The 13,025-nt window shown below is 71.1% G+C and carries 11 protein-coding genes; 3 read left to right on the forward strand and 8 right to left on the reverse strand.

The features are described 5' to 3' along the window. Positions 1–68: 68 nt before the first annotated feature. Positions 69–233, reverse strand: a complete 165-nt coding sequence (locus ACIBJB_RS04215) for a hypothetical protein (protein ID WP_398926285.1) — start codon at positions 231–233, stop codon at positions 69–71. Positions 234–351: 118 nt separating this feature from the next. Beyond that, a complete protein-coding gene (locus ACIBJB_RS04220) occupies positions 352–510 on the reverse strand; it encodes a hypothetical protein (RefSeq protein ID WP_398926287.1) in 159 nt (52 codons plus the stop codon). Between the two features lie 146 nt (positions 511–656). Here ACIBJB_RS04220 and ACIBJB_RS04225 point away from each other — a divergent pair, with 146 nt between their 5' ends. Next, positions 657–1,760, forward strand: coding sequence for a M48 family metallopeptidase (locus ACIBJB_RS04225; protein WP_398926289.1), 1,104 nt, complete (start codon positions 657–659; stop codon positions 1,758–1,760). 130 nt (positions 1,761–1,890) lie between these two features. On the opposite strand, the gene ACIBJB_RS04230 is transcribed toward ACIBJB_RS04225, so the two are convergent. The 5 genes from ACIBJB_RS04230 to proB form a co-directional block, all read right to left on the reverse strand. Then, complete coding sequence (locus ACIBJB_RS04230) at positions 1,891–2,961, reverse strand: hypothetical protein (RefSeq protein ID WP_398926290.1); 1,071 nt, start codon at positions 2,959–2,961, stop codon at positions 1,891–1,893. 78 nt (positions 2,962–3,039) lie between these two features. Further along, the gene (locus ACIBJB_RS04235; protein ID WP_398926292.1) at positions 3,040–3,633 is read right to left on the reverse strand and encodes a hypothetical protein; all 594 of its coding nucleotides are present in this window, start codon (positions 3,631–3,633) and stop codon (positions 3,040–3,042) included. Positions 3,634–3,755: 122 nt separating this feature from the next. Beyond that, on the reverse strand, positions 3,756–5,042 hold the full coding sequence (locus tag ACIBJB_RS04240) for a glutamate-5-semialdehyde dehydrogenase (protein ID WP_266564740.1): 1,287 nt from the start codon (positions 5,040–5,042) through the stop codon (positions 3,756–3,758). A gap of 90 nt (positions 5,043–5,132) precedes the next feature. Beyond that, positions 5,133–5,642: a hypothetical protein gene (locus ACIBJB_RS04245; protein ID WP_398926835.1), complete on the reverse strand. Its 510-nt coding sequence runs from the start codon at positions 5,640–5,642 to the stop codon at positions 5,133–5,135. Between the two features lie 565 nt (positions 5,643–6,207). Beyond that, positions 6,208–7,314, reverse strand: coding sequence for a glutamate 5-kinase (proB, locus tag ACIBJB_RS04250; RefSeq protein WP_398926837.1), 1,107 nt, complete (start codon positions 7,312–7,314; stop codon positions 6,208–6,210). A 302-nt stretch (positions 7,315–7,616) separates the two neighbouring features. Here proB and ACIBJB_RS04255 point away from each other — a divergent pair, with 302 nt between their 5' ends. Further along, positions 7,617–9,629: a hypothetical protein gene (locus tag ACIBJB_RS04255; RefSeq protein WP_398926294.1), complete on the forward strand. Its 2,013-nt coding sequence runs from the start codon at positions 7,617–7,619 to the stop codon at positions 9,627–9,629. A 134-nt stretch (positions 9,630–9,763) separates the two neighbouring features. Continuing rightward, the gene (locus tag ACIBJB_RS04260) at positions 9,764–11,782 is read left to right on the forward strand and encodes a hypothetical protein (protein ID WP_398926839.1); all 2,019 of its coding nucleotides are present in this window, start codon (positions 9,764–9,766) and stop codon (positions 11,780–11,782) included. Here ACIBJB_RS04260 and ACIBJB_RS04265 read toward each other — a convergent pair. Next, on the reverse strand, positions 11,766–12,959 hold the full coding sequence (locus tag ACIBJB_RS04265; protein WP_398926296.1) for a glycosyltransferase family 2 protein: 1,194 nt from the start codon (positions 12,957–12,959) through the stop codon (positions 11,766–11,768). The genes ACIBJB_RS04260 and ACIBJB_RS04265 overlap by 17 nt on opposite strands. Between the last annotated feature and the right edge of the window lie 66 nt (positions 12,960–13,025).

The following is a 13,025-nucleotide window of genomic DNA, read 5'->3' on the forward strand; positions in this document are numbered from 1 at the left end:
CTACCGGCCCGATCTGAGGGCACCGGCCGGAGGAGGCCCCGAGTGCCCCGCTTTGGGCACTCGGCGCCTCAGCGGTCGCGGTTGAAACGGGTGGTGATCCACAGCAGGAGCAGCAGGATGAGCAACGCCCCGCCGCCGGTCACCAAGGGGTCGAGGCTCTCGTGGTTGCCGCCGTGCTCCTGGCCCTCTGCGGCGAGGGTGACCAACTGGGCAGCGGTGCTGTGGAAGCTCATCTTCGGCAGGACCTATCCGGTGGGCGGGATAAAGATGTCGGCCCATCGTAAGCGGGCGCGGTGAGGGCGATCACGCCGACTCCACCGTTGGGGGACGGCGGGGAACCTTCGACCTTTCTCAGTCGTCCTTCCGCTTGTACCCCCGCAGCAGGAACCACGCGGTGAACGCACAGCCCAGGAACATCACGACCAGTACCACCCGGAGCAGATCTCCGGATCCTTGCTGCTCGGCGGCGCTCGCGGCCTGGGTGAGCCAGGCGGCCCGGGTGTGTTCCATCACGTGGACTCCTTCGCTGTACTGCCCGTCCACGCTATCTCCGCCTAGGCTGGGCTCTGCTTCGGGGGGCGCAAAGGGCCGCACAAGGGTCCGCAAAGGATCACAGAGGTCAAAGGGCACAGCCAAAGACGCACATGGGGGAAGACATGTCCGACGACGGCCATCAGAACAACGGGCACGAGAACGTGCCGAGCAGGCAGCGCAGGCGTTTCCCGGGAATCTCCTCCCGTGCGTACGAACACCCCGCCGACCGCTCCGCCCTGGTGGCGCTGCGCAAGCTGAGCGGTTTCGACACGGTGTTCAAGGCGCTCAGCGGTCTGCTCCCCGAGCGGAGTCTGAGGCTGCTGTTCCTGTCCGACTCGGTGCGCGTCTCCGACCAGCAGTTCGCGTACCTCAACGACATGCTGCGGGACGCGTGTTACATCCTGGACCTCGAGAAGGTCCCGCCGATGTACGTCAACCAGGACCCTCAGCCGAACGCGATGTGTATCGGCCTGGACGAGCCGATCATCGTCGTCACCACGGGTCTGGTCGACCTGCTCGACGAGGAGGAGATGCGGGCGGTCGTCGGCCACGAGGTGGGCCACGCCCTGTCCGGCCACTCGGTCTACCGGACCATACTGCTGTTCCTGACCAGCCTCGCCCTCAGGGTGGCGTGGATCCCGCTGGGCAACATCGCGATCATGGCGATCGTGACCGCGCTGCGCGAGTGGTTCCGCAAGTCGGAGCTGTCGGCGGACCGGGCGGGCCTGCTGGTCGGCCAGGACCTGAAGGCCTCGATGCGCGGCCTGATGAAGCTGGCCGGCGGTCACCATCTGCACGAGATGAACGTGGACGCGTTCCTGAAGCAGGCCGAGGAGTACGAGGCCGGCGGCGACCTGCGCGACTCCGTGCTGAAGATCCTGAACGTCCTGCCGCGCTCCCACCCCTTCACCACCGTGCGGGCGGCCGAGCTGAAGAAGTGGGCCGAGTCCCGCGACCACCAGCGGATCATGGACGGCCACTACCCGCGCCGCACCGAGGACAAGGACACCTCGGTCACGGACTCCTTCCGCGAGTCGGCGGCGACCTACGCGACCAACGTCAAGAGTTCGAAGGACCCGCTGATGAAGCTGGTCAGCGACATCGCGGGCGGAGCGGGCGATCTGGGCGGCAGGGTGCGCAGGGGCTTCGGCGGCTTCTCGAACTCGGCCCCGCGGGAGGACGAGCCGCCGACGGACACGTCCCGCAACGGCAACGAGGAGGGCTGAGACCCCCGGGGCTGCGGGGGCTGTGTCGCTGCGCGGCTTCGCCGCGTGGGCGCGACCGGCCCCCTACCGGCCCCCGCCGGACCGCACGGGACGAACCGACCCCGTGCCCCGGTCAGTGCCCAGGCCCAGGTCACACCTTCGGCTGCGCACCGGTCGCCAGCGACCCGCACAGCGCCGTGGCACTCCCCGTCGCGTACGGATCCGTCCCCGCAGGCCCGCCTGCCTTCGCCGTCTCCCCGGCCAGCAAGGGATGCAGCCGATTCGTGGAGTCCTCCGCACACGACAGCGGCCCGGCCTGGACATAGGACACGACCAGCTGAGCCGTGTGCATCCGCAGATCGTCCCGGTCGAACCGGAAGTGCAGCTCACGCCGGACGGTGAACAGCGACACCTCGGCCCTGGCTCCCGCGGTCGCGGGACGCAGCGCGTAGACGAACGTGTGGTCCGCCGTGACCTCCAGCGTCGACGAGTCGGTCTCGGCGGCCTGCAGGCTCCCCTGCACCCGGATCCTGTGGTCGGCCAGCCGCGTCTCTGCGGGGTCGAAACGAACCAGCCACCCGGTCGGCGCGTGCCGCCCGTCCGCGGCCGGGTGGGCGAAGCTCTGGTCGAACTGGTCGAGCTGGTCCGTGTCGAGGAGCACCCGCACGGCACGGACCTGGTCGCCGACGAGGACGTCCGGGTCGAGCGAGGACCGGACGATGTAGTCCTTGGCGGTGGTCAGCGCGGACACGACCTGGCTGTCGGAGAAGTGCGCGGTGCGGCGGGAGGCCGGCAGCGGGATGCCCTCGGCGCCGACGCGGTACTGCGCGGCCGGGCTGTGCCCGTACAGGTACTCGGCGTCGGTGTGCCCCGGGACCTTGCCCGCGGGGGCCAGCGGGATGACGGTCATCCGCAGGGGCTCGACGGGCCGGCGGACCGCGGAGTTCTGGTAGGGGTGCCGTACACCCATGTAGATGGCGGTGCCGAAGGCGAGGGCGATCAGCAGGAACAGGATCAGCGCCTGCCGGGACAGTCCCCGGCGCAGCGGCGGGCGGCGGCGTACGGCGGGCGCGTGGTCGGTCATGCGCTCCTGCGCGGAGTACTCCTGGAGGCGGGCAGCGCGGACGAACGACTCGTCGAAGACGACGGATCGGTACTCGTCCTCACCACCCACGGGGCCGCCCTCGGGTGTCCCCTCAGGTGGGTCTCCTGGCCCTCCCATATCTTCAGGGTAGGTCTCGGGGGGCTCAGGTAAACGCCCTGCTGTGCGACAAGTTCTGACAGGTTCTCACCAGGAGTGTCAGGGCGTCCGCGGGACCGCGGAGACGGCTGGCTGGGAGTAGTCGGCGGACGCCGAGGGCGTCACCGTGCTCCCCTGTTCCAGACCGGTCGAGGCCGGCGGCGGAACCCGGTCCCGGCTGCCCGAGGAGGCGCCCCTGTAGACCGCCGTGAAGGCCAGCGCGACCATGCCGATGCCCATGACGAGGGCGAGCATCCAGGCGACGGGACGGTGCCAGCGGACCTGTTTGCCGTACGTCCCCGGGGCGCCGTAGCGGCCTTCGAGGATCTCGGTGTCGTCCAGGTCGTCGAGCTCGGGATCATGGCCGAAACCGCCGGGTCCGTAGCCGTCCTCGTACCGCTCGCCTCTGGGGCGTGCGCGGCGGGCCTCGGCCTCGGAGGCCTCCGCTCTCGCCTGGGCTGCGGCCAGGAGGCGCTCGACGGCGGTCGGCTCGTGCACCACGGCCGCCCGTACGAAGGCCTCGTCGAAGACCACGGAGGCGAACTCTTCGTCCGACACCCCGCGGTCGTGGTCGTCGTCGGGCTCCCAGCCGTCAGGGAACGGCGTGCCCCCCACGTCCTCCGGCACGGATCCAGAGTAGACCTGGGGGGTCAATTTGGGCAGACGGCATGGAAATTCATCCGCCTGGTGAGACACCTCGCGTGCGCCACGGAAGCGGGGCGGGGGCGCGTGACGGACGCATATGCGCAGGTGCGCGCCCCTCTGCGCGAGGGCCGTCAGCGCCGGATGTGACCGTCCCCGGTCACGATGTACTTCGTGCTCGTCAGCTCCGGCAGGCCCATCGGACCGCGCGCATGCAGCTTCTGGGTGGAGATGCCGATCTCCGCGCCGAAGCCGAACTGGCCGCCGTCGGTGAAGCGGGTGGAGGCGTTGACCGCGACCGTCGTGGAGTCGACCAGCTGGGTGAAGCGGCGGGCGGCCTGCTGGGAGGTGGTGACGATGGCCTCGGTGTGTCCTGAGGTCCACAGCCGGATGTGCTCGACGGCCTTGTCGAGCGAGTCGACGACGGCGGCGGCGATGTCGTAGGAGAGGTACTCGGTGTCCCAGTCGTCGAGCGTGGCCTCGACGACGGTCGCCTTGGTGTCCTTGGCGTACGCCAGCACCCGCTGGTCGGCGTGGACGGTCACCCCGGCCTCGGCGAGGGCGTCCAGCGCGCGCGGCAGGAACTCGGGGGCGATGTCCTGGTGGACCAGGAGGGTCTCGGCGGCGTTGCAGACGCTGACCCGCTGGGCCTTGGAGTTGATCAGGATGTCGATCGCCATGTCGAGGTCGGCGTGGGCGTCGACGTAGACGTGGCAGTTGCCGGTGCCGGTCTCGATGACGGGGACGATCGACTCCGTGACGACGGTCTGGATCAGCGAGGCACCGCCGCGCGGGATGAGCACGTCCACCAGGCCGCGGGCGCGCATCAGCTCGCGCACGCTCTCGCGACTCTCGCCGGGGACCAGCTGGATGGCGTCGGCGGGCAGCCCGGCGCCGCCCACGGCGTCGCGCAGGACCCGTACGAGGGCGGCGTTCGACTCGTACGCGGAGGCCGAGCCGCGCAGCAGGACGGCGTTGCCGGACTTGAGGCAGAGGGCGGCGGCGTCGACGGTGACGTTCGGGCGGGCCTCGTAGATGATGCCGACCACGCCGAGCGGGACGCGAACCTGGCGCAGGTCGATGCCGTTGGGCAGGGTCGAGCCGCGCACGACCTCGCCGACCGGGTCGGGCAGGGCGACGACGTCCCGGACGTCGGAGGCGATGGCGCGCACCCGCTCCGGGGTGAGCGTCAGCCGGTCGATGATCGCCTCGCTGGTCCCGGCCTCGCGGGCCTTGGCGATGTCCTTGGCGTTGGCCTCGACGATCTCGCTCGTACGCACCTCCAAGGCGTCCGCGATGGCGAGCAGCGCGTCGTCCTTCTCGGCCCTGGGCAGCGGGGCGAGGTCGGCGGCGGCGGCCTTGGCCCGGTAGGCGGCCTGGGTGACCGGGGTCATGGAGTCGTACGGCGAGAGCGAGGTCATACCGGAAGGGTAGTGCGCCGGACGGGGCCGTCCACCGGTTGTTCCACAGCGCGAGACGGGATCAAAGGGACACGGGTCGGAGTGCGACGATCAGAACGGGTGCGCGCCGACCGGTGAGGCCGGCGGCGGACCGTACCCCTCGGCGATGCGCTGGTGGTAGGTCTGGCGGTCGATGACCTCCAGGCCGACGATCTCCCACGGCGGCAGTCCCGCGGTCTGGCGGTGCTCTCCCCACAGGCGCAGGGCGACGGCGGCCGCGTCGTGCAGGTCGCGGGCCTCCTCCCAGTACCGGATCTCCGCGTGGTCGTTGGCGTAGCGGCTGGTCAGCAGGAAGGGGTGGTCGTGGGCGAGCTGCTCGAGGGCGCGCCGGACCTCCTTGAGCGGGGCCTCCTCGCCCGAGACGCTGAGGGTGACATGCCACAGGCGCGGCAGATCCCGGGGCTCCTCGCCCTCGAACCGGTCCCCGGCCGCGACACTCGTCAGGGCCCGCTCCTCGCCGGCCGCCCGCGCGACAGAACCACCGGCCTCCCCCGCAGCTCCCACCACCGAGCCACCGGCCTCGCCTTCCGCCCGCGCGGCAGAACCACCGGTCACGCCCATCGCAGCTCGCGCCACCGAACCACCGGCCTCACCTTCCGCCCGCACCGCCGAGCCACCGGCCTCACCCACCACCCGCGCGGCAGAACCACCGGTCACGCCCGTCGCAGCTCGCGCCACCGAACCACCGGCCTCACCTTCCGCCCGCACCGCCGAGCCGCCGGCTTCACCCACCAACCGCGCCGCCAAGCCACCGGCCTCACCCACCACCCGCGACGAAGAACCGCCGGACGCCCGCACGACGACCCCGCCGGGCGGACCGGACCCGCCGCGGGAAGCCTCACCATGGCGGGACGCCGCCGCACCGTCGCCGGAAGCCGCCGCACCATCGCGGGACGCCGCCGCCCCAGGGCGCACTCGTCTCACGACGGCCTCCTTCATGTACAGGTCGACCCCACGGGTCGGGCGGAATGTGTCCCTGGGACAAAGTTGAGCAGGCCGCACGGGCTCGTGGGGCGATTTTGCGGAACGTCCACCTCAGGGCGACGCTCTTGGCAGGGCGTTCACCCCGTTTTCGGGCACACGGGGCTCCGGAGGGCGCCGGAAGACTCCCGGAGACGCGCGGACCTCAGGGGTGCAGGATCACCAGATCGTCCCGGTGGACGACCTCCCGCTCGTAGGCCGGTCCCAGATCCCGTGCCAGCTCCCGGGTCGAGCGGCCGATCAGCTGCGGGATCTCCTTGGCGTCGAAGTTGACGAGCCCGCGGGCCACCGCGTGGCCCGTGCCGTCCCGCAGCTCGACGGGGTCGCCCGCGACGAACTCGCCCTCGACGGAGGCGATCCCGGCCGGCAGCAGCGACTTGCGGCGGTCGACGACCGCCGTGACCGCACCGTCGTCCAGGGTCAGCGAGCCCTGCGGGGTGGACGCGTGCTGGAGCCACAGCAGCCGGTCGGCGGAGCGCTTGCCCGCGGGGTGGAAGTACGTGCCGGTGTCACCGCCGGACAGCGCCTCGGCCGCGTGGATCGTGCTGGTCAGCACGACGGGGATGCCGGCGGCGGCCGCGATCCGGGCGGCCTCGACCTTGGTGACCATGCCGCCGGTGCCGACGCCCGCCTTCCCCGCGCTGCCGATCTCGACGCCCGCCAGGTCCTGGGGCTCCCGCACCTCAGCTATCCGCGAGGTCCCCGGCCTGCTGGGGTCGCCGTCGTAGACGCCGTCGATGTCGGAGAGCAGAACCAGCAGGTCGGCGTGGACCAGGTGCGCCACCAGGGCCGCGAGCCGGTCGTTGTCGCCGAAGCGGATCTCGTCGGTGGCGACGGTGTCGTTCTCGTTGACGATCGGGAAGGCGCCCATCGCGAGGAGCTTGTCGAGGGTGCGGGAGGCGTTGCGGTGGTGGGCGCGGCGGCTCATGTCGTCGCTGGTCAGCAGCACCTGGCCGACGCGGACGCCGTACCGCGCGAAGGAGGCGGTGTAGCGGGCGACGAGCAGGCCCTGGCCGACGCTGGCGGCGGCCTGCTGGCGGGCGAGGTCCCGGGGGCGGCGGCGCAGCCCCAGCGGGGCGAGTCCGGCGGCGATGGCTCCTGAGGAGACGAGGACGATCTCGCGCTCTCCGCCGCTGCGGCTCTTGGCGAGGACGTCGACGAGCGCGTCGACCCGGTCGGCGTCGAGGCCGCCGGCGGCGGTGGTCAGCGACGAGGAACCCACCTTGACGACGATCCTGCGGGCCTCGCCCACAGCCTGCCTTGCCCCTGCCACCTTGTGTCCTGTCCCCTCGCGCCACTTCGGGTACCTCGTCCGCAATGTACGCGAAGGGGACGCGGTGACGCGCGCCCGTCCAGTCCCCGGACCCGGTACCGGACGCGTCCCAGGGCCGGTCCGGTTCCCCATTCCGAGAAGATCCAAGGAAAGCGGAACAACACCCTCCCGTTAATCGAAAGTGAATTCTTTCCGACGTCACGATGTACAACCATTCGCCTCCGGCTCGCGTCGAACTGCCGACAACAAGGTCATTGCCGCAGCTCGAGAAAGCCCCGCCCATGACGATCCGTCGGTTGTGCACCGCCCTGCGCGTTCCCGGGAAGACCGAACTTCTCCTGGTGATCCTTTTCGGTGCCGGTTTCGCGGCACTGCCAGTCCTGGCACTGCTGCCCTCACTGTGGGGCTTCACGGCGGCGTGGGCCGTGACCTACCTGGCCGACGAGGCCCTGCACGCCAAGGCCCCGGGATTCGTCCGCCGCCTGGCGACCCTGCAGCTCAGCCGCACGATGCGGTTCGCCGTGCGCACGGTGATGCTGCTCGCCCTGGCCGACCGGACGGACGCGCCGGGCGCGGTGCTGGTCACCGGGCTCGCCGTCCTCAGCGCCCATTTCCTGCTCGTGATGATGTATTCGGCACTGCATCACGCGATCCGCAGACGTCGGATACTCCCGGTGATCGTGCGCAATCTCGACATGAGCGGGATCGACATACCAAAACGCCCGCCCGCCTCTCTCTACCGGCGTTTCCTGCGCAAGCTGCTCCACCTCGATCTGCCGGCCCACGCGGGTCTCATCGTCGCGCTGGCGACCGGCACGTGGTATGCGGCCTACGTCGGCTACGCGCTGACGATCGGCGCGGCCTCGGCCGCCCTCCTGGCCCTGCTGGGACAGTTCCGCGCGGTCCGCCGGATGCCCCGCCGGGACGCGGTGATCGGCGAGGTCAACCGCCAACTCGCCGGATACCGGCCCGAGGTGGCCCTGTACTTCAGCTTCGCCGCGGTGTCCCGGGACTTCATGTACCAGGTCAACATGTGGATCGAGACGCTGGAGCAGCTCGACCGGCGCCCGGTGATCGTCCTGCGCGAGCGGGCCTCCTTCCGCTTCCTCGGCCGCACCCGGATCCCCGTGGTCTGCGTGCCCAAGGCCGACGACCTGGCCGAGCTGGAGCTGTCCGGCGTCCGGGTCGTCCTCTACCCCGGCAACGCCGGCAAGAACGTCCACATGCTGCGTGTCGCCGAGGCCAAGCACGTCTTCATCGGTCACGGCGACAGCGACAAGCTCGCCAGCAGCAACCGCGTCAGCAAGGTGTACGACGAGATCTGGGTGGCCGGACGGGCGGGCCGGGACCGCTACCGGCGGGTGCGGCACGCCATCAGCGACGACGCCATCGTCGAGGTGGGCCGCCCGCAGCTGGCCCCGGTCCGGCCGCACGCCGAGCACATCGCGGGCCCCGTGCCCGTCGTCCTCTACGCGCCCACCTGGGAGGGCTGGAGCGACGACGACTGCCACACGTCCCTGATCCCGATGGGCGTACCCCTGATCGAGAAGCTCCTCGCGGAGAACGTCCGGATCATCTACAAGCCGCACCCCCTCACCGGCAGGCGCTCGCCCGAGGCGGCCGCCGCGGACCGGGCCATCAGGGAACTGCTGAGGGCCGGCGACGCGAAGGACACCGAGGCTGCGAGAGCCAGGCTGCAGGAGATCCGGGCCCGTCTCGACGAGATGTCGGGGAGTCACGAGGGCGACGACGCCCAGCAGTTGAGGGACGCGCGGGTCCCCGACCAGGACGGCGCGGCCGAGTGGCAGGAGCTGCGGGACGAGTGGCACCGGATCTTCTGGGCGAGCCGGAGCACCGCACGGCATCACGTGATCCTCGAACAGCTCCCCACCCTGTACGAGTGCTTCAACCAGGCGGACCTGCTCATCAGTGACGTCTCCTCGGTGGTCGCCGACTTCGTGGCGAGCCTCAAGCCGTACGTCCTGACCAACGCCCGGGACCTGCCCGACGAGGAGTTCCGGGCCGCCTACACCACCGCGGGCGGCGCGTATCTGCTCGACCACGCCTGCACCCGGCTCCCGGAGATCCTGCGCTCGGTCCGCGAACCCCGTCACGACCCGATGGCCCCGCAGCGCCGCACCCTCAAGGAGTACGTGCTGGGGCCCGACCGGCCCACGTCCATGGAGCGGTTCAACACCGCCGTGAACGACCTCGCCGACAAGGCGGTGGCGGAACGGGCCGAGGACCTCGTCGCGCCGGTCGCTCACATCGCCCACCACGAACCCGTCGCATAGCACTTCGCCGCCCCGGAGGGCAGCGGACACGCGCGTGTCGTCCGGAGGTCGGCAGGCGTTAACCAAGGCGTCCGTCTCGCGACGACCTTGGAGTGACCCCCGTGCGCAAACCCCTCCCCCGCCTCCGGTCCGCGCTGCGGCTGCCGGGCCGGCAGACCGCGACGAGAGTCCTCGTCGCCGCCGTCCTGGCAGCCGCCGTCGTCGCCCAGGCCGTCGCCGCCCTCCGTCCGCACATCCCGCTGCTGCTCGCCGCGACGGCCGCCTCCCTGGCCGTCGAGGGCGTCCTGCACCGGTGGCAGCGCGGCATGGTCTCCCTGTTCGCCAAGTCCCACGCGGACATCACCGTGCGACACGTCCTGCGCGACCTGCTGCTGGTCCTCGGCCTGCTGCGGCTGACCCCGGAGGACGAGGAGACGGCGTACACCGTCCTGGTGGCCGGTCTGCTCGCGTTCTACGCGCTGCACTGCGCGATCCAGGCGGCCTCCGTCCTGGTCCGGCGCACCCGCACCCTCCCGGTGGTCACCCGGAACATCGACGCCTCCGCGCTCCGCCTGAGCCCGGCCCCGCCCGCCCTGCTGCGCCGCCCCGGGCCCCGCCTCCTGGTCCACGGCCTGCCCGCCACGGCGGGCCTGCTGGTCACGGCGGCCACCGGCGAGCCCCGGTGCGCGGCCTTCGGCATCGCGATGTCCCTCGGGCTCGCCCTCATGGGCCTGTACGACCTTCTCGTACGCCTGCTGCCGAGCCGGCGTCCGGCGGGCGAGCAGGAGGTGCTGGACTGGTTCGACGCGTGGCTGGCCGCGTACCGGCCGACCGTCGGCCTGTACTTCTCCGGCGGGGCCTCCTCCGCCTACCAGGCCAACATGTGGCTGGAGCCGCTCGCGAAGCTCGACGGGAGACCGGTCATCATCCTGCGCGAGCGGTTCATGGTGCAGAAGATCGCCGCGACCGACGTCCCGATCGTCTGCCTGCCGAAGGTGTCCACGCTGCTGCGCCTGGAGCGGTCCACGCTCCAGGTCCTCATCCATCCGTCGAACTCCGGCAAGACCTCCCAGGTGCTGCGCATCCCCACGATCAAGCACACCTTCGTCAACCACGGCGAGAGCGACAAGCTGTCCTCCTGCAACCCATACGCCAAGGCCTACGACGAGGTGTGGGTGGCCGGTCCCGCGGCCCGCGAGCGGTACGCGGCGGCCGAGGTGGGCGTCGAGGACAAGGACGTGGTGGAGATCGGCCGCCCGCAGCTGGACGCCGTACGGCCCTACGAGGGGCCGCCGACCGGGACGTACACGACGGTGCTGTACGCGCCCACCTGGGAGGGCTGGGACGGCAATCCCGGCAACACGTCGGTGATCGAGGCGGGCAAGAACATCGTGCGGGCGCTGCTGGCCGATCCCGGGGTACGGCTGCTGTACAAGCCGCATCCGCTGACCGGATCGGTGGACGCGCGGGCCGGCGCGGCGGACCTGAGGCTCCGTGAGCTGGTGCGGGCGGCGAACCGGGAGCGGACGGGAGAACGCCCTGCCGATGACGGCGAACTCTCCCGCAGGACAAGCGAGTTGGACCGGCTCACCATCGCGTCGTTCCGGTCCGCCACGGACTCGGTCGAGCGGATGCTGCTGCAGTCCACGCCGGAGCCGGGACGGGCGGAGGCGGTGGCCCGGGCGACGGCCGCCTGGGAGCGGGCGTACTGGGCCTCGCTGCCGGAGTGGGAGCACCAGGTCGTGACCGACGCCCGGCCCGCGCTGTACGCCTGCTTCAACCGGGCCGACCTGCTGATCAGCGATGTGTCGAGCGTGGTCAGCGACTTCCTGGCGAGCGGGAAACCGTACGCTGTCGCGAACACCAGCGGGCTGAGCGAGGCCGCGTTTCGTGCCGCGTTTCCCACGGCGGGGGCGGCGACCGTGTTGACGCCGGACGCGGTGGGGGTGCGGGGGCTGCTGGATGCCGTACGACAGCCTGAGCGGGACGAACTCGCCGGGGCGCGGGCCGAGTTGAAGCGGCGGTTGCTGGGGGCCGACGAGCCTTCTTCGCAGGAACGGTTCGACATGGCCGTTCAGGCGTTGTGCGCGGTGGCCCGGAAGCGGCGGGTTCCCGGGCAGCGGCGGGACGAGGAGACCGTGTCCGTCTCCGGGACGCTCACCCTGCCGGGGTGAGGACCCTGCGCGCTTTGCGTACGGCCCGGCGCAGCAACTGGTCGACGCCTATCTCTCGGTAGCCCGGCACCTCGCGGGCCTCGCGCGGCTCGGCCAGATAGAGCGCGTCGGGCAGGCCCGTCGACGGGTCACGGAAGAACGGGTAGGCGAAGTACACCCGGCGGCCGCCCTTCTCCAACACAATGTTCGGGGTCTTCTTCGCCTTCTGGAACTCCAGGACCTCCACCAGGAGATCCGGGCGGCCCATGGCCACCAGCTGGAGCCGCAGACGTTCGTGGACCCGGAGGCGGTGGGCCACCTCACCGGTCCAGTACGCGTCCACCAGCGGCTTCGCCAACTCCAGCTTCTCCCGGCGTATCGCCCCGTCGTCCTTCAGGAACTTCGGGCCGAACTGCGGGAGCAGGGTGACGAGGAAGGGGCGGACCATCAGCGCGTCGCGTCTCGCGCCCGCCGGGACCATGTCGGCGATCAGGTTCATCAGGGCGCGCGCGGAGTCGAAGCGCAGAGTGTGGCTGCCGGTCCTGGTGACGTGCTTGCCGTCCTCGCGGCCCACCAGGTAGTAGCAGGTGTGGTCGGCGATCACGGAGACGCCGTCGGCACGCAAATAAGCCTCCATGGTGAACAGCGCGTCCTCGCCGGTCCACAGGGACTCGTCGAAACGCATGCTGTGCCGCTCGAGGAACGCCCGGCGGAACAGCTTCTGCGCGCTCAGCGTGAACTTGATGTTGGACGAGAAGACGTCGGTGCGCTCCAGGGTCTGCCCCCACATCGACGTGGGCGGCTTGCGGTTGACGCCCTCGACCCTGCCGAGGACGACGTCCGTGCCGTTGCGGTCGGCCATCGCGACCATCCGCTCCAGGGCCTCGGGGCCGAGCCGGTCGTCGGCGTCGAGGAAGAAGACGTAACGCCCGGTCGCCTTGCCCAGACCGACGTTGCGCGGGCCGCTGGGGCCGCCGGAGTTGTCCTGCCGGATCACCGTGACGTCGAGAGAGGTCCGCTCGGCGAACTCCTCCAGGTACTCGCCGGTGCCGTCCGCCGAGCCGTCGTCGACCACGATGACCTCGATGCGCGCGTGGCCGATGGTCTGTGCCTCGACGGAGGCCAGACAGTCGACCAGATACGGCATCGCCTCGTACGCCCCGACGACCACGGTCACATCAGGCTGCACAACGGTCACGTCTCCCCCAGTCACGGTCTGTTTCCCCCGGTTCCGCTCAGGGGCAATCCCCTAGACGGCCGGCCG

Source organism: Streptomyces sp. NPDC050759 (assembly GCF_044456945.1).
In the GTDB taxonomy this organism is placed as follows: Bacteria; Actinomycetota; Actinomycetes; order Streptomycetales; family Streptomycetaceae; genus Streptomyces.